Raw genomic sequence first — 14,335 nt, 5'->3', positions numbered from 1 at the left:
GAGGGGCTCGCTATTTTTCACAATCCGGAAGCGCGGCGTCACTTCACCGACTTTTTCGTTGATTTGACGACCGTTTCGGGCCTCATCACCACGATTACTGCAACTGTGGGCGGATTTGTCCCAGCGAGCGCATGCGCACGAGGTTGTAGGCGGCCATACTCAGCACAAACATTTGGTCGACCTTCTTTCGACCGCGCACCATTACCTGGCGCATGCGCCCAACGGTCTTGGCCCATCCAAAGCCTTGTTCAATCAGCTTGCGCTTTTGCTGTGAGATGGCATAACCCTTGGTGCCTGCAATGGCGTCGGGAACGGCCGAGCGCCGGCCGGAGGTGTTTTGTGCGACGTGCGGCGTCACCTTCATCTCCAGGCAGGCTTGAATGAACTCGTGCGCGTCGTAGCCCTTGTCCGCACCCACGGTGACTTCCACATTCAGGTCCTCAATCACCTGCCTGGCATCGTTAAGCATGACCTTCGCGGCCTCGCGCTCGGCGTGTCCGTCCGCATTGGTCACCATGGCGCTGACCACCAGGCCGTGGCGGTTGTCGCTCAAGGTATGACCCATGTAGCGCAGTTCACTGGCGGTTTTGCCCTTGCGATACAGCCTGGCATCGGGATCGGTTTTGGACTCGTGCGTCTCGTTGCTGCGCTTTTCACCCTTGAAGTCAGCACCGTCGTTATCGTCTTTGTCGTCGCCATCCTTGCGTACAAAGCTCTTGTGGCCAGCCCACGCCTTAATCAACGTGCCGTCGACGCTGAAGTGCTCGCCCGACAGCCAGTCCTTCTTCTGCGCGATGGCCAGCACTTCGTTGAAGAAGTCGATCACGGCATCGTGCTTGATCAGCCGTTCCCGGTTCTTGCTGAAGACGCTGGGCACCCAGACCACATCATCCATCGCCAGGCCAATGAACCAGCGATACAGCAAGTTGTAGTGCGTCTGTTCCATGAGCTGGCGCTCCGACCGGACGCTGTAGAGCACCTGCAGCAGCATGGCCCGCAGCAACTTCTCCGGCGCGATGCTGGGCCGGCCACCCTTGATATCGGCCTCGTACATTTGCGCGAACAGCCGATCCATCTTCGCCAGCGCCTGGTTCGCCATGGTGCGGATCGGGCGCAAGGGGTGGGACTTCGGCACGAAATCTTCCAGCCGCCGCATGGTGAACAAACTTTCGGTGAAGGTGTCAGCGCCGCGCATGAATGTGGGGTTGTATGGAGTCCTCAGATTAACGCTTCAGCTAGTCGTCGCGCGGACATCCGCTGCCGGTATTTCAGCAGCCTGTTAAGGGAGAGGTGACTTACGCGATTCGCTTTAAGATACGACGTTCCCTCACATAGGGATCGTTCTGAAGGCTGAACCGCCCCGGGAACCGTGGAGAACGGGCAGGTTTGGAATGGTGGCATCAACAAAACACCAATACCTTATAACCCCGAGACTGGGCTCGCCGCACCTTCCCGGCCAGGATGGAAATGACAATGACAGAGAAAAGGTTAACTGTTGAGCAGGCGTACCGTGCGATGTTCTACTTCTTGGAACAAGAGTATGAGCGGACAAAAGCAGATGAGATCGGTGGTCTGTTGAGTTCGCTTTCTCGGGAAATAACGCAGGGGCACGGTCCGGCTGATCCTGGTGCTTGGCAAGACTGGCAGGATGCCGTGGACAAGGCGCTAAGCAAGGATGAGGATGTGCCCCCGTCATGACTGATCCCCTTGGGGTAGTTAGGAGCGAGGTCATGACTGGAGTTGCCCCTGTACCTCAGGACACGCAGACACCGCTAGGTTGATGACACTGCAGTCCGTCTGAACTCGCGCGGTGAGCGATATTTCGGGGCTTTGTGCGGGTGGCGCTCATTGTAGTGTTCAAACGCAATGGCCAGGCGAGAGAGTGCCGTTGGCACGTCGGCCTTGTCCATATAGGCGACGTAGTTGTGCTTCATGGTCTTCACGAACGATTCGGCCATGCCATTGCTCTGCGGTGAACGTACCGGCGTAGTCAGCGGCTCCAGGCCCAGTTCGCGAGCGAAGCTGCGCGTGCGGTGGTCGATGTAGGCCGAGCCGTTGTCCGTAAGCCATTCGATGGGCTGCGGGGCATGCGTGGTGCCGAAGCGCTGTTCGACGGCAGCCAGCATGACGTCGCGCACCACGTCCCCGCTATGGCCGCCAGTCGTTGCCGCCCAGCTAATCGCTTCTCGGTCGCAGCAATCCAGTGCGAAGGTCACGCGCAGCGGCGTGCCGTCGTCGCACCGGAACTCGAATCCGTCGGAGCACCAGCGGCTATTGCTCGTGTCCACGGCTACGCGGCCGTCGTGCCGCCGAGTGTCTCGGCGCACGCCGGGACGGCGCAGCAACAAATGATGCTCGCGCATGACCCGATACACGCGCTTGTGGTTGGTGCGCGGTGCGCCGACCAGCTCGCGAGTGCGGCGCAGCAGCGCCCAGATGCGCCGGTAGCCGTAGGTTGGCAGGTGCGCAACGTGGGCCTGGATTTCTTCGACCAGTTCCGTGTCGTCAGTCACTCTAGCGCTGCGACCATCTTGCCAATCGGACGGACGAACCCGTTTCACCGCCACACCGGAGCGCGCTACGCCGAGAACTTCGCAGACCGTTTTCAATGGTCGTCCCCCGGCAGCAAGGGCGAGCGCGCAATCAGGTTTTTTGAGCGGCCCCACTCAACAGCCTCCTTCAGGATCTCGACTTCCATCGTCTTCTTCCCAAGCAGGCGCTGCAGTTCCTTGATTTCCTTGATTGCGGCGGCCAGCTCCGATGCCGGGACTACAGTTTCGCCAGCTTGCCCAGGGTTCGGGGACGGGACGTCCAATTTATGAGGTGACGGTGAACGGCCAACAGCAACGGATCGCTGTTACAGTCGGAAGCAATGGTTTTATCGTGGGTGCGAACCCACGCGGGAGCGTGAAGTGAAAAGAATAAAGGTAATGGCAGACTACCAATGTCACCCCTTGTGGGACTTGTCACCGGGGGCGTATGGGGACATCGATCCTTGCGCCTTGCCGATCTCGGACGAGTTAAAGCAGCGGCTTTCTGATTGGGCGCGTGCGTTTGATGAAACATTGAATTTGGCAGACCCCGCGAGCTCTGGCTTCGAGAATATGGACGTAGAAGCGGCCTTCAAGAGGCAGGGGATCCAGCTCGCGGAGCAACTGCAAAACGAACTTGGTCCCGAATACGTGGTTTCGGTCAAAGTTTGACTGATCGCCGCCGCACGGGTCACGCTTGCCTGCGTAGCAATCGTACTCTGAGTTGGATTCGACCGGTGCATCCGCACGCCCGTGTGGGCGCGCCTTGCTCTTTAACGAAATGCCGTTGTGCGGCCGAAAACCGCGTCTGGGGCAAAAAACTTGGGAAGGGAACCCACGTCGAGGCGTTGACCGTCCGCGAAGCCAAGCTGCGTCTAGGCTTGCGGGGCGTTGCGAACGAGGGACGCGTCGGGTGCTGGATATGGTGCCATCGGCGGGGCGACGAGCGCGCTGCTGGCGAATCAGATCGCCGGCATCGTGACCGATGGTCAGGGTAATCCGACGACTGGCCAGTTGGCGACGATCACGGCGCTGTCGATGCTGGCGGGTGGTGGTGTCGCGGCGGTGCTGGGCCAGAATGCGCTGGCAGCGGCGGGAGCTGCGCAGAACGAGACACTGAACAATACGTGTGCGGCCGGCCACAACTGCTGCGGGACGGCGAAAAGCGCGCTCGCTGATACCGGCCGAGCAGCTTGGAACACAGCGGTGGGGCTCGTCGAGGCAGCTCCGAACTTCCTAAGTGGGGCACTGCCCGGTTACCCGGACTATGTGCCGTTCCCTAATAGCGCTAGGCTGCCGTATGACGATCCGGATTTCGGGGACTTGGTGTCGTTCCTCGGGGCGCTGGGGGTAGCCAAGGCTGCTGGGGCTGGTTCAGAAGCCACAAATGGCGCAGCCAAAAACACGTCACCTATACAGTTCGGGGCTAACGATAATCAGAGCTATCATACGTTCCGCCACGTTGTAAGCGGCGGCTATGACGCAACGGCTGTCCAGGGAGCGGTGACGAGCAATCTCAATAGCATTGGCGCGTCGCTGCCTCAAGGTCAGTACACGGGCACCGTCGTCGTAAACGGAACAACCTTCAGTTACAGGGCATTCAAACTTCCGGACGGAACGATAAATGTTGGCCGCATTACGCCGCCGAGGTGAACATGGGTACCGTGAGATTGCTGAGCGATGACGAGAAGAGTTTGCTTGTCTCGTTGATCGATGGAAAGCCGAACGGAGAGGCATTGCTGAAATCGTTGGCAAGCGCGCTCGTCGAAGAAATGGATGATGGTGGAATGGGCAGTTTGCGCTTTCTCCGGTCTGATGGGGGACAGCAACGCCTTGGTGATTTACTCTCTGAAAGAGAGTTTGCTGACAGTGACGGCGTACCAGTAATGGTTGCTGTTAATTTGGACGACTGTGGGGAGTTGTTTGAACTCGATATCTGGAAGGTCGACTTCTCTCCGCTGAAGAGGTTCCCTGTTGTCAGTAAGTGACCAGGAACGACGAACCCGGCTTTGGCCGGGTTCGTCGTTTCTGTGGGTTGCTTTACGGCCCCAGAGTGAAATCGGATACCGTTTGCACGTTGTCGACGACGACGTGCTCGCCGCCCAGGTCGAAGCGCACGAGCTGGCGCCGGGCGTCGGGGAAGCGCTTCTCGACGAGCCCCTAGGGTGTGTCCGGCGTGGAGACATAGATGGCATTGCCCCGAGCCAGGGTTGGCGCAGAAGACCTCGTCGCTGTCGTTATTGGCCATGGCATCGACGAGCGCGTCCTGCTCGGCGGGCGACTTCTGATCGAACGGTGTCAGCGGTGTCATAACGGCGTGGGACAGTTCAAGTACTTGAATGGTACTTAAAAAGGACACTAGCAAAACTGTTTGGGGCAGCGCTGTCGCTGCTCTGCAGCGTTTGGGTCTGTCGTCCATCGGCGACAACACCGCCGAGGGCGAGTGGTCAGCAGCGTCGTCCGGCGTCGGAAGCTATGCATGTCGGCAGATTCGCAAAATTACGACGTCGGCGAAGCTATAGCTCAGTCATAATTTCGCACTATTAGCGCGATGCGCGAATCGATACGTCGAATAGCGATGCGTCGAATAGCGATACGTTGAATAGCAAGGCGCCGAAATTTTATTGAAATAATTCCACGCGTAATTGTGGAATAGTCTTATTATTTCAGCGGAGTTGATGCCAGGTCGATAGCGGCATAAATCTCCTGATCAGAGATGAAATTTGCCATTCATTGCTCCCTTTGCCTCTTTCCCTTCGGGCGTCGGGCGTCGGGCGTCGGGCGATCGGTCCGCTCGCCCTTCCCTCCGGTCGGGAATGGCTTCACGATTGCTGCGCGTCAGGTTCACGAAGCTTATCTCGTTGTTCATGACAAGACACTGGCTGGCTTCTATCTGCCGGGGGAGCTGAGCTATAACCCGGTTACTGCGGTAGTACCACTGACATGAGGAGAAATAGAATGAAAAGCGTTGTACGCATGCTGTTCGCCGGCTTCGCGGTGTCGTTGATGGCGGGGTGTGCTTCGGGGGTCAAACACAGCGAGATGGCGTCGTCGATGCCGACGCTCAAGCAGGGAGAGGGGCGCGTCTACTTTATGCGGTCGGCGTCGATGTTCGGCGCGGCGGTGCAGCCGGACATTCGCCTCAACGGCGAGGTGGTGGGGGAGTCCAAGCCTGGCGGCTTCTTCTTTGTGGATCGTCCGGCCGGAAAGTACGTCGCGTCGAGCTCGACGGAAACCGAGAAGACCCTGAGTTTTGCGCTGGATGCTGGCGAAACCAAGTACGTGCGCACCTATCCCAGCATGGGCTTTGCCGTTGGCCGCATCATCCTGGAACTGGAGACACCGGAGAAGGCCAGGGCGGCACTGGCGGACCTCGCCTACACCGGGGATGCCGTGAAGACCGCCGCCGTCAAATAAGCGCGCTATGGTGCCACCTCAGCGTTGTCGTTCGCGCTCTGGTTGGCGCGCAGCTTTGCACGCCGCCAGCCCGACGTCGCTGTTCGGGTGGCCAGGACCACCGATCGAAACCCGGCCAAGGCCGGGTTTTGTCCTTCCTACGGCGCCGCCGACCGATGCTCGTTCCGTGCGGCGAGCCACACTTCCTTTGCGGCGTCTGCGTTCATGATGGCAATGCCCAGGCCTACCACCAGATCCGGCCAGCCCGAATGCCATGACAGCGTGACCAGCCCGGCAAGAATGATGGCGATGTTCGCGTAGGCGTCATTGCGGGCGGAAAGAAATGCGGCGCGCGTCAGGCTGCCAGAATGGTGCCGGAACTTCGCCAGCAGTCCCGCGCACGACAGGTTCACGATCAGCGCCCCAAGCCCCGTCGTCGAGAGGAGCCAAGGCTCCGGCGGCGTGGGCGTGCCGAATTTCTGCCAGGCGGTCCACAGCAGTGTGACCGCTGGTACCAGCAGGATGGCGGCCAGGGCCATGCCCACGCGGGCGCGGTTGCGTACCGACCATCCGAGGGCGACCAGAATCAGGAAGTTGACCGAGGCGTCCTCGAGAAAGTCGATGCTGTCGGCAAGCAGTGACACGGAACCAATGTTTCTGGCGACAAAGAACTCGACAAAGAAATAGGCGAGATTGGCGAGTGCGACAGCGGTAACGGCGCGACGAAGCGGGCCGGGGGCGAGGGTGGATGCGTCGTCCGTCTGCATCGCATGGGTGTTGTCTGCCACGGCGTTGTCCCTTTGACCGGTAGGTTGGGCTCAATGCTACCGCGTCCGGCCATGGTGGTGCCAGTAGGCGATGCGGCTGCCTCCCCCCGGCACGACGCTCGCCGCGTGGGGCGGGACCGCCGGCACGACGGTCTGCGCGGCTGGGACCCGACCGCCCCGTGCCGAGTCCAACGCAGCCGCCTCCCTAGGAAATCCCGAAGCGAATTTCAGCAATCTCCTGATGGCCTGGCATGACGCTGGCGGCGCAACATCGCCAACGTTTCAGTCGTTGATGTCAGGAGTCAGCGTTGAATGTCGCCCCCAACCGGACGGGTCGCCTGTGATAGACAGCGCGCTCGGCCTTCTTGCCACGCAGTTGAACCAGCACCTTCGCCGGCGTCTTGCCACCGCGGAGGATATGGTGGTCGTGTCCAACCTCCAGGAGCCTGGCGGTGGCACGGTCACGCTCGTCAGCAACAAACTGGTACTGTTCCTGGCCTGCGTGGAGCGGGATACCGCGGCCCATCGCGTGTCTTCCAACGGTGCCGTGCAGACCAGCACGGTGCGCGGCGCGGAGCCGTTGTTCCTGAACCTGCTGGTCATGTGCGCCGCCACCTTCAGTGGCCAGGCCTATCCCGAGGCGCTGCGCCTGCTCTCCGAAGCCATTACCTTCTTCCAGGGTTCACCGGTATTCGATCATCAGAACGCGCCGGGACTCGACGGTCGTATCGACCGCCTCGTCGTCAATATCGAGAACCTGAGCCGGAGCGACCTGCACAGCCTCTGGGGCGTGCATGGCAACCATTACCTGCCGTCGGTGCTGTACCGCGTGCGGCTGATCTGCCTGGATCCCGCCACCACGCGGGGACGGGCGCCCGTGGTCAGCCAGCCCGATGTGGGCGCACGGCCGCAGTAAGCCCCGCAATCGCCATGGATACCTATCGCGTCGTGGGCAGCCTGAGCGTGCGCCATCCCTATTTCGCCGCGGGTTGGCCGGCGGGGCTGCAGCTGCGGCCGGAGCCCGACAGCGCCGCGCTGATGGCGCGCTTTGGCCTGCTGCTGCGCGGCGATGCACAGCGCTATGTGGTGGTGGCGAGCGATGCGCGGCGCGAAGGGCTGTGGCGGGAGCGGGCTTCCTGGCAGCAAGGCGGCCTCGCCTTCACGCTGGCGTCTACCGATCCGCTGTGGGCGTACTACACCGACTTCCGTGCGCTAGGCACGCCGGTGCGCGCGGTCATCCCGCTGGCTGCGCCCGACTGTGCAAGCGAGGACGCGTGGTTGCAGGCCGCGCCGGTCGAGCAGGTCCTGACGTTGCCGGTGCGCCAGACCATCTGGAAGTACCTGCTGCTCGGTGCGTGGGGTGACGAACTGGCGGTCGTCGATGCGGCGGATGGTATCGCTTTCGCCGGTCCGGAGAACGAGACGCTGCCGAATGGCGAGACCGCGGTGGTGTTCCGTGCGCGGGCGCCGCTCGCGCTCGCGCAACGGCCGGGGCACCGCTTTCAATTGCGGCGCGGCACGGGGGCGGCGGAGCGCGTGCTGGTGCCGCGCCTGCCGCTGGCCGCGCCGGCGGACCTGCGGCGGGAATTTGTCGATGGTGTGCTCCGCGATGTATCGGAGATCTTTGTCAATCGCTAACCTTTTCATCGGGAGCTTTACATGGGTGCAATGAAGACGCCTGGCGTCTATATCGTAGAAAAGAACGCCTTCCCCAATTCCGTGGTGGAGGTGGCAACCGCGGTTCCGGCATTTATCGGCCACACGCAGATTGCCGACAACCGCAACAAGCCGCTCAGCATGAAGCCATGGCGCATCAGCTCGATGGCGGAGTACCACCAGTACTTCGGCTATGCGCCGTTTCCGCGCTTCACCATCGCCGAGAAGACCGATCCGTCGGCACTCGCGGCATTCCGCGTGGGCGGCAAGGACTACGTGCTGACCATGCCGGAAGGCAAGGATGGCGGCGGCTACCTGCTGTACTCGGCGCTGCGCCACTTCTTCCAGAACGGCGGCGGCCCGTGCTACATCGTCTCGGTGGGCGACTACACCGAGGACCTCGATGCCGACAAGTTCAAGGCCGGCGTGGAGGAACTGCTGAAGGAACAGGAGCCGACCATGCTCGTGATTCCGGAGGCCATCAAGTTCAAGAAGGAGGTCTGCATCGACCTGCAGCAGGCCATGCTGGCTCACTGCGGCGACAAGATGCGCAACCGCGTGGCAATCCTCGATATCTGGGGCGGCGACAAGCCGCGTACCGATCCCGCCGGCGATCCGGTGGCGGACTTCCGCAATGCGCTCGGCATCAATTTCCTCGACTTCGCGGCGGCCTATTACCCATGGCTCAATACCACGGTCACGGGCGACAAGGACATCAGCTACGAGAACATCGCCAACCCGGACGTGCTGTCGCAACTGCTGCGCGCGGACCTGGGCCTGCCCGATACGCCGCCCGATGACGCCCCGCCCAAGGTGCGGGAGCAGTCCGGCGCCATCGCGGATATCTCCAAGGACTGGAGCGCCGCCACGCCGCCACTGTCCGACGATGCGATCCTGACCAACAAGGTGCTGCTGAACAAGACGCTGCTGTCGATCAGCCCGCTGTTCAACACCATCATGGGCGAGGTCAAGTACCAGCTCAACCTGCTGCCGCCGAGCCCGGCCATGGCGGGGATCTACACCATGGTGGACAACACGCGCGGCGTCTGGAAGGCGCCCGCCAACGTGAGCCTCGCGGGGGTGGTGTCGCCATCGGTGTCGATCTCGTCGGCGGACCAGGAGGAGCTCAACGTCACCACGCAGGGCAAGTCGATCAACGCGATCCGCAGCTTTATCGGCGAGGGTGTGCTGGTATGGGGCGCGCGTACGCTCGACGGCAACAGCCTCGACTGGCGCTATATCAACGTGCGCCGCACCATGATCATGCTGGAGGAATCGTGCCGGCTGGCGGCCAAGGCCCTGGTGTTCGAGCCCAATGTGGCCAACACGTGGGTCACCATCAAAAGCATGATCCAGAACTTCCTGACCAGCATCTGGCGTCGTGGCGGCCTGGCGGGCGCGGTGCCCGAGGATGCGTTCAGCGTGCACGTGGGCCTGGGCGAGACGATGACGCCCGACGACATTCTCGAGGGCATCCTGCGCGTGACGGTGCTGGTGGCCATGGTACGGCCGGCCGAGTTCATCGAGATCACGTTCCAGCAGCAGATGCAGAAATCCTGACGGACTTTTCATTTTTGACGGCGTAACAAGGGAGAAGTGTCATGGCAGATGACGGTTCCGCACAATCGAAGGAAGTTTGGCCGCTTCCGAAGTTCCATTTCCAGGTCAAGTGGGATTCCACGGTGATGTCGTTCGAGGAAGTCTCGGGCCTCGATGTGGAAGCGCAGCAGATCGAATATCGCCAGGGCGATAGCCCGGTGTTCTCCACGGTCAAGATGCCCGGGCTCAAGAAGTACGGCAACGTGACCATGAAGAAGGGCGTGTTCAAGGCCGACAACAAGTTCTGGGACTGGTTCAACCAGATCAAGATGAACACCATCAAGCGGGTGCCGGTGATCATCAGCCTGCTCGACGAATCCGGCAGCCCGACCATGGTCTGGACGCTGAACAACGCGTGGCCGGCCAAGATCACCGGCACGGACCTGAAGGCGCAGGGCAATGAAGTTGCGGTCGAGACCATCGAGATCGCGCACGAAGGCCTGACCATCGCCAACAGCTGAGCATGGAGTTCGAGAAATCGCGCGATGGCACCAGCATCTTCATGCCGGTGTCGTTCTCGTTCCAGGTGGAGTTCACGCGCTTCGGCCAGGGCGCCGACTGCTCGTTCCAGGAGGTCTCCGGCATGGGTGTGACCATGGAGACCGAGGACGTGCAGGCGGGCGGCCAGAACAGTTTTGTCTACAAGCTGCCCAAGGGCGTGCGGCAAGAGAAGCTGGTCATGAAGCGCGGCGTCGCCAACGACAAGTCGCTGTTGATGGGGTGGTGCAAGGAGACGCTGGAGACCGGCATGACCCAGCCGATCCAGCCCCAGGACGTCAAGGTGTACCTGCTCGACGAGACCGGCGTGAAGATCCGCGGCTGGACCTTCGCGTCGGCGTACCCGGTGCGCTGGAGCGTGGACGACCTCAATTCCACCCGGAACGAGGTCACGATCGAGACCATCGAATTCGCCTATCTCAACTGCATGCGGGAGATGTGAGACATGACGCTCGAAATCCGACAGATGGTGATCCGCTCCGAGCTGAGCGGTCACGGCGGGACGCCCGCGCCATCGGCCAATGCCGGCGGCAATGCCAACGCCGCCACCGACAACTCGGACGAGGGCGACAACTGCTGCGCGGCCGATGAGAACGCCAGCAACAAGCATCGCGAGGCGCGCAATCTGCTGCGCACGCTGCGCGCGCAGATGGCGTCGCTGCAGGAGCGTTGAATGACGGACGCATCGGCCGCGCTCACGCCGCTCAAGATCGTCGCCTGCACCGAGGCCGACGACGGCACCATCTCGCAACAGGATGGGCCGGGCACCTCGATCTCGCTGCTGATCAACCCGTCGCAGATGAAGCACGAGCGCCGTACCTGCTTTGTGCAGCGCAAGCCGATGGGCGATACGGGATCGGGCCGCAAGTTCAGCCATATGCAGCCCGGCAAGCTGTCGTTCTCGCCGGTGTTCGACGGCTCGGGCGTGGTCCCGCGGCCGCCGGACAGCACCATGCCGGCCGAGGTGGAAGACCAGCTCCAGGCGTTGAGCAAGGTGATCTACACGTACAAGGGGGTGATCCATGAACCCAGCATTGTGCAGATCGTGTGGGGCAAGCTGCTGTTCCAGGGCCGTCTCACGAGCTTCAGCGTCGACTACACGCTGTTCCGTCCGAGCGGCTCGCCGCTGCGGGCCACGGCGGCGCTCGCGTTCGACTCGTACACCAGCAACAAGCAGGCCGAGCTCGAGGCCGGTACGAGCTCGCCCGACCTGAGCCACCTTGTGCTGGTACGCGACGGCGATACGCTGCCCCTGCTGTGCGAGAAGATCTATGGCGATGGCCGCTACTACACGGCAGTGGCCCGCTACAACGGACTGCGCCAGTTCCGCTCGCTGACCCCGGGCATGGAACTCCATTTCCCGCCGCTGGAGTAGACCATGGCCGACTATCCGACCATCGATGCCGAAGGCGTGCTGCGTGTGACAGTGGAAGCCGATGGCACCAAGTACCAGAACCTGCCGCTGCTGGGCATTACGGTGCGACACGCGTTCAACCGGATTCCATGGGCCGAGGTGGTGATCCGTGACGGTGACATGCCCACCGGCAAGTTCCGGCGCGCGGACCAGTCGGTCTTTATTCCTGGCGTGAAGATCGCCATCAGCGCAGGGTATGGCGATGACGAGACGCAGATCTTCAGCGGCATCGTGGTGCGTTTTGGCGTCAAGATCGACGGGCAGAACGATTCGCGCCTGACCATCGAGTGCCGCGACGTCGCCACCCGGATGACGATCGGCCGCCGCAATGCCAACTATGTCGACCAGACCGACAGCGACGTGATGGCCACGCTGCTGTCGGCGCATGGGCTCGACGCCACGGTTACCGCCACCAGCGTCAGCTATGGCGAGCTGGTGCAGTACTACAGCAGCGACTGGGACTTTCTGCTCGCGCGTGCCGAGTTCAACGGGATGCTGGTGAATGTGGCGGACGGCGCGGTCACCGTGGCGCCGCCCGATGCCAGCGGCGAGCCGGTGTTCGGCATCAAGTGGGGTCGCGATCTCTACGAGTTCAGCGCGGACATCGACGCGCGCATGCAGTACAGCGAGGCGCTCGCCACCGCATGGGACCCGTCGCAGCAGAAGATCGTGCAGGGCAGTGCGGCCAAGCCGGGCGCGCTGAGCGGGCAGGGCAACCTTACGGGCGCCACGCTGGCCGCGGTGGCAAGCCCGGCCACGTTCGGGCTGCAATCGGCGACCACGCAGGTGGCGGATTCCCTGACGACGTGGGCCAAGGCCACGCAGACCAAGGCGGAACTCGCGCGCATTCGTGGCCACCTGCGCTGCATGGGCACGGCGCTGGCCAAGCCTGGCGCGGTGGTCGGCGTCTCCGGCGTGGGCACGCGTTTCGCCGGCAAGGTGTTCGTGACGGCGGTGGAGCATGCGCTGGTGGGCGGCTTCTGGCACTCCGACGTGGAGTTCGGCATGGAACCGCAATGGCACGCCCGCCGCGACGACGTGGAGGCGCCGCTGGCCTCGGGGTTGCTGCCCGGCATCTCGGGGCTGCAGATCGGCGTGGTGGTCAAGCTCGACGGCGATCCGCTCGATGCACAGCGTATCCAGATCAAGCTGCCGGTGATGCAGGCCGAGACGGAGCCGGTGTGGGCACGCCTGATCCAGGGCTATGCGTCGAACGGATTCGGCGCGTTTTTCCTGCCGGAGGTGGACGACGAGGTGATCGTCGGCTACCTCAACGACGATCCGTGCCACCCGGTGGTACTCGGCGCGGTCTATAGCGGCAGCCACAAACCGCCTTACACGATCGAGGCGGCCAACAATACCAAGGCGATCGTGACGCGCGCCAGGCATGTGATCGAGTTCGACGAGGAGAACAAGATCATCACCGTGACCACGCCGGGCCAGAACAAGGTGGTGCTGGACGACACCTCCAGGTCGATCCTGATCCAGGACCAGCACAACAACAGCATCAAGCTGTCGGAAAGCGGCATTGCCTGCGACAGTCCGTACGACATCACGCTCAACGCGCAGGGCAATATCAAGATGACCGCGAACATGATGATCGAGATGACCGCGCAGGCGGACGTCAAGGCGTCTGGCCTGAACATCAACTGCGAGGCCCAGGTGGGCTTTGTCGGCAAGGGCGCCGCTACCGCGGAGCTGTCCGCCGCCGGCCAGACCACGGTGCAGGGCGCCATGGTCATGATCAACTGAAGGAACCCGATGCCACCAGCCGCCCGCCTGACCGACTTGCACACCTGTCCGATGCAGACGCCGGGCCTGCCGCCGATTCCACATGTGGGCGGGCCGATCGTCGGCCCCGGGGTGCCGACCGTGCTGGTCGGCAAGATTCCGGCCGCCGTGGTGGGCGACAACGCGGTATGCGTGGGGCCGCCCGACGTGATCGTGCAGGGATCGACCACGGTGCTGATCGGCGGCCGGCCCGCCGCGCGCATCGGCGATACCACGGCGCATGGCGGCGCCATCGTGCTGGGCTTGCCCACCGTGCTGATCGGAGGCTGACCATGAGTCCGTTCCTGGGCCGGGGCTGGCACTTTCCCCTACGGTTCGATCCGCGCACGCGCCAGGTCGGCATGGTGGCGGGCGTGGAGGATATCGAGGAGAGCCTGCGCATTCTGCTGGGTACCTACCCCGGCGAGCGCGTGATGCAGCCCACGTACGGCTGCGCGGTGCGCCGCGCGGTGTTCGAGACGCTCAACGAGAGCACGCTGACCGAACTCAAGGAGATGATCCGCAAGGCCATCCTGTTCTTCGAGCCGCGCATTCTGCTCGATCACATCGACACCACGGTGCTGACGCTGGAAGGGCGAGTCGATATCCGCCTGCACTACATCGTGCGGACGACCAATACGCGGCACAACCTCGTCTATCCGCTTTACCTCGACCAGGCCACGTCGCCGGTTGCCACCTACTGA

The 14,335-nt window shown here is 62.5% G+C and carries 17 protein-coding genes and 1 pseudogene; 15 read left to right on the top strand and 3 right to left on the bottom strand.

Translation table 11 applies throughout. The annotated features are described in order from the left end of the window. Positions 1–94: 94 nt before the first annotated feature. The gene (locus DFLDMN_RS06135; RefSeq protein WP_205182406.1) at positions 95–1,195 is read right to left on the bottom strand and encodes an IS5-like element ISRme1 family transposase; all 1,101 of its coding nucleotides are present in this window, start codon (positions 1,193–1,195) and stop codon (positions 95–97) included. A gap of 278 nt (positions 1,196–1,473) precedes the next feature. Here DFLDMN_RS06135 and DFLDMN_RS06130 point away from each other — a divergent pair, with 278 nt between their 5' ends. Further along, on the top strand, positions 1,474–1,698 hold the full coding sequence (locus DFLDMN_RS06130) for a hypothetical protein (protein ID WP_423197585.1): 225 nt from the start codon (positions 1,474–1,476) through the stop codon (positions 1,696–1,698). A 74-nt stretch (positions 1,699–1,772) separates the two neighbouring features. On the opposite strand, the pseudogene DFLDMN_RS06125 reads toward DFLDMN_RS06130, so the two are convergent. Further along, positions 1,773–2,788: pseudogene (locus tag DFLDMN_RS06125) on the bottom strand (IS3 family transposase); the annotation flags it as partial. A gap of 142 nt (positions 2,789–2,930) precedes the next feature. On the opposite strand from DFLDMN_RS06125, the gene DFLDMN_RS06120 reads away from it, so the two are divergent. The 4 genes from DFLDMN_RS06120 to DFLDMN_RS06105 all read left to right on the top strand — a co-directional run bounded on the left by DFLDMN_RS06120 (position 2,931) and on the right by DFLDMN_RS06105 (position 5,948). Beyond that, a complete protein-coding gene (locus tag DFLDMN_RS06120) occupies positions 2,931–3,203 on the top strand; it encodes a hypothetical protein (RefSeq protein WP_423197584.1) in 273 nt (90 codons plus the stop codon). Positions 3,204–3,422: 219 nt separating this feature from the next. Next, complete coding sequence (locus DFLDMN_RS06115) at positions 3,423–4,184, top strand: VENN motif pre-toxin domain-containing protein (protein WP_423197583.1); 762 nt, start codon at positions 3,423–3,425, stop codon at positions 4,182–4,184. Positions 4,185–4,186: 2 nt separating this feature from the next. Further along, positions 4,187–4,519 carry a DUF6984 family protein gene (locus DFLDMN_RS06110; RefSeq protein ID WP_423197582.1) on the top strand — a complete coding sequence of 111 codons (333 nt, stop codon included), beginning with the start codon at positions 4,187–4,189 and terminating at the stop codon, positions 4,517–4,519. A gap of 970 nt (positions 4,520–5,489) precedes the next feature. Continuing rightward, on the top strand, positions 5,490–5,948 hold the full coding sequence (locus tag DFLDMN_RS06105; RefSeq protein WP_423197581.1) for a DUF2846 domain-containing protein: 459 nt from the start codon (positions 5,490–5,492) through the stop codon (positions 5,946–5,948). A 137-nt stretch (positions 5,949–6,085) separates the two neighbouring features. On the opposite strand, the gene DFLDMN_RS06100 is transcribed toward DFLDMN_RS06105, so the two are convergent. Further along, positions 6,086–6,715, bottom strand: a complete 630-nt coding sequence (locus tag DFLDMN_RS06100; RefSeq protein ID WP_423197580.1) for a cation transporter — start codon at positions 6,713–6,715, stop codon at positions 6,086–6,088. A 70-nt stretch (positions 6,716–6,785) separates the two neighbouring features. On the opposite strand from DFLDMN_RS06100, the gene DFLDMN_RS06095 reads away from it, so the two are divergent. From DFLDMN_RS06095 to DFLDMN_RS06050, 10 genes are read left to right on the top strand one after another with little or no spacing between them, the layout of a single operon-like run. Further along, the gene (locus DFLDMN_RS06095) at positions 6,786–7,610 is read left to right on the top strand and encodes a DUF4255 domain-containing protein (RefSeq protein WP_423197579.1); all 825 of its coding nucleotides are present in this window, start codon (positions 6,786–6,788) and stop codon (positions 7,608–7,610) included. A gap of 14 nt (positions 7,611–7,624) precedes the next feature. Next, complete coding sequence (locus tag DFLDMN_RS06090) at positions 7,625–8,332, top strand: hypothetical protein (RefSeq protein ID WP_423197578.1); 708 nt, start codon at positions 7,625–7,627, stop codon at positions 8,330–8,332. A 21-nt stretch (positions 8,333–8,353) separates the two neighbouring features. Beyond that, positions 8,354–9,910, top strand: a complete 1,557-nt coding sequence (locus DFLDMN_RS06085; RefSeq protein ID WP_423197577.1) for a phage tail sheath family protein — start codon at positions 8,354–8,356, stop codon at positions 9,908–9,910. 41 nt (positions 9,911–9,951) lie between these two features. Next, positions 9,952–10,410, top strand: coding sequence for a phage tail protein (locus DFLDMN_RS06080; RefSeq protein WP_423197576.1), 459 nt, complete (start codon positions 9,952–9,954; stop codon positions 10,408–10,410). Between the two features lie 2 nt (positions 10,411–10,412). Next, positions 10,413–10,889 (top strand): phage tail protein, encoded by a 477-nt coding sequence (locus DFLDMN_RS06075; RefSeq protein ID WP_423197575.1) that lies wholly within the window; start codon positions 10,413–10,415, stop codon positions 10,887–10,889. A 3-nt stretch (positions 10,890–10,892) separates the two neighbouring features. After that, positions 10,893–11,120 carry a hypothetical protein gene (locus DFLDMN_RS06070; RefSeq protein WP_423197574.1) on the top strand — a complete coding sequence of 76 codons (228 nt, stop codon included), beginning with the start codon at positions 10,893–10,895 and terminating at the stop codon, positions 11,118–11,120. After that, positions 11,121–11,822 carry a CIS tube protein gene (locus DFLDMN_RS06065; protein WP_423197573.1) on the top strand — a complete coding sequence of 234 codons (702 nt, stop codon included), beginning with the start codon at positions 11,121–11,123 and terminating at the stop codon, positions 11,820–11,822. Between the two features lie 3 nt (positions 11,823–11,825). Further along, entirely contained in the window at positions 11,826–13,613 is a 1,788-nt protein-coding gene (gene vgrG / locus DFLDMN_RS06060) for a type VI secretion system tip protein VgrG (protein ID WP_423197572.1), read from the top strand. Positions 13,614–13,622: 9 nt separating this feature from the next. Next, positions 13,623–13,922, top strand: coding sequence for a PAAR domain-containing protein (locus DFLDMN_RS06055; RefSeq protein ID WP_423197571.1), 300 nt, complete (start codon positions 13,623–13,625; stop codon positions 13,920–13,922). 2 nt (positions 13,923–13,924) lie between these two features. After that, positions 13,925–14,335, top strand: coding sequence for a GPW/gp25 family protein (locus tag DFLDMN_RS06050; protein ID WP_423197570.1), 411 nt, complete (start codon positions 13,925–13,927; stop codon positions 14,333–14,335).

This window comes from Cupriavidus sp. H19C3 (assembly GCF_049393815.1).
In the GTDB taxonomy this organism is placed as follows: Bacteria; Pseudomonadota; Gammaproteobacteria; order Burkholderiales; family Burkholderiaceae; genus Cupriavidus.
The sequence above is the reverse complement of the archived record's forward strand: the minus strand, read 5'-3'. Positions and strand labels throughout refer to the sequence as shown.

What these genes read in the sequence shown, in the direction of transcription:
- DFLDMN_RS06065 (WP_423197573.1), top strand. Translation starts at nt 11,121, where the DNA reads ATGACGGACGCATCGGCCGCGCTCACGCCGCTCAAGATCGTCGCCTGC.
- DFLDMN_RS06095 (WP_423197579.1), top strand. Translation starts at nt 6,786, where the DNA reads ATGCGGCTGCCTCCCCCCGGCACGACGCTCGCCGCGTGGGGCGGGACC.
- DFLDMN_RS06105 (WP_423197581.1), top strand. Translation starts at nt 5,490, where the DNA reads ATGAAAAGCGTTGTACGCATGCTGTTCGCCGGCTTCGCGGTGTCGTTG.
- DFLDMN_RS06090 (WP_423197578.1), top strand. Translation starts at nt 7,625, where the DNA reads ATGGATACCTATCGCGTCGTGGGCAGCCTGAGCGTGCGCCATCCCTAT.
- DFLDMN_RS06135 (WP_205182406.1), bottom strand. Translation starts at nt 1,195, where the DNA reads ATGCGCGGCGCTGACACCTTCACCGAAAGTTTGTTCACCATGCGGCGG.
- DFLDMN_RS06080 (WP_423197576.1), top strand. Translation starts at nt 9,952, where the DNA reads ATGGCAGATGACGGTTCCGCACAATCGAAGGAAGTTTGGCCGCTTCCG.
- DFLDMN_RS06070 (WP_423197574.1), top strand. Translation starts at nt 10,893, where the DNA reads ATGACGCTCGAAATCCGACAGATGGTGATCCGCTCCGAGCTGAGCGGT.
- DFLDMN_RS06110 (WP_423197582.1), top strand. Translation starts at nt 4,187, where the DNA reads ATGGGTACCGTGAGATTGCTGAGCGATGACGAGAAGAGTTTGCTTGTC.
- vgrG (WP_423197572.1), top strand. Translation starts at nt 11,826, where the DNA reads ATGGCCGACTATCCGACCATCGATGCCGAAGGCGTGCTGCGTGTGACA.
- DFLDMN_RS06050 (WP_423197570.1), top strand. Translation starts at nt 13,925, where the DNA reads ATGAGTCCGTTCCTGGGCCGGGGCTGGCACTTTCCCCTACGGTTCGAT.
- DFLDMN_RS06075 (WP_423197575.1), top strand. Translation starts at nt 10,413, where the DNA reads ATGGAGTTCGAGAAATCGCGCGATGGCACCAGCATCTTCATGCCGGTG.
- DFLDMN_RS06085 (WP_423197577.1), top strand. Translation starts at nt 8,354, where the DNA reads ATGGGTGCAATGAAGACGCCTGGCGTCTATATCGTAGAAAAGAACGCC.
- DFLDMN_RS06130 (WP_423197585.1), top strand. Translation starts at nt 1,474, where the DNA reads ATGACAGAGAAAAGGTTAACTGTTGAGCAGGCGTACCGTGCGATGTTC.
- DFLDMN_RS06055 (WP_423197571.1), top strand. Translation starts at nt 13,623, where the DNA reads ATGCCACCAGCCGCCCGCCTGACCGACTTGCACACCTGTCCGATGCAG.
- DFLDMN_RS06120 (WP_423197584.1), top strand. Translation starts at nt 2,931, where the DNA reads ATGGCAGACTACCAATGTCACCCCTTGTGGGACTTGTCACCGGGGGCG.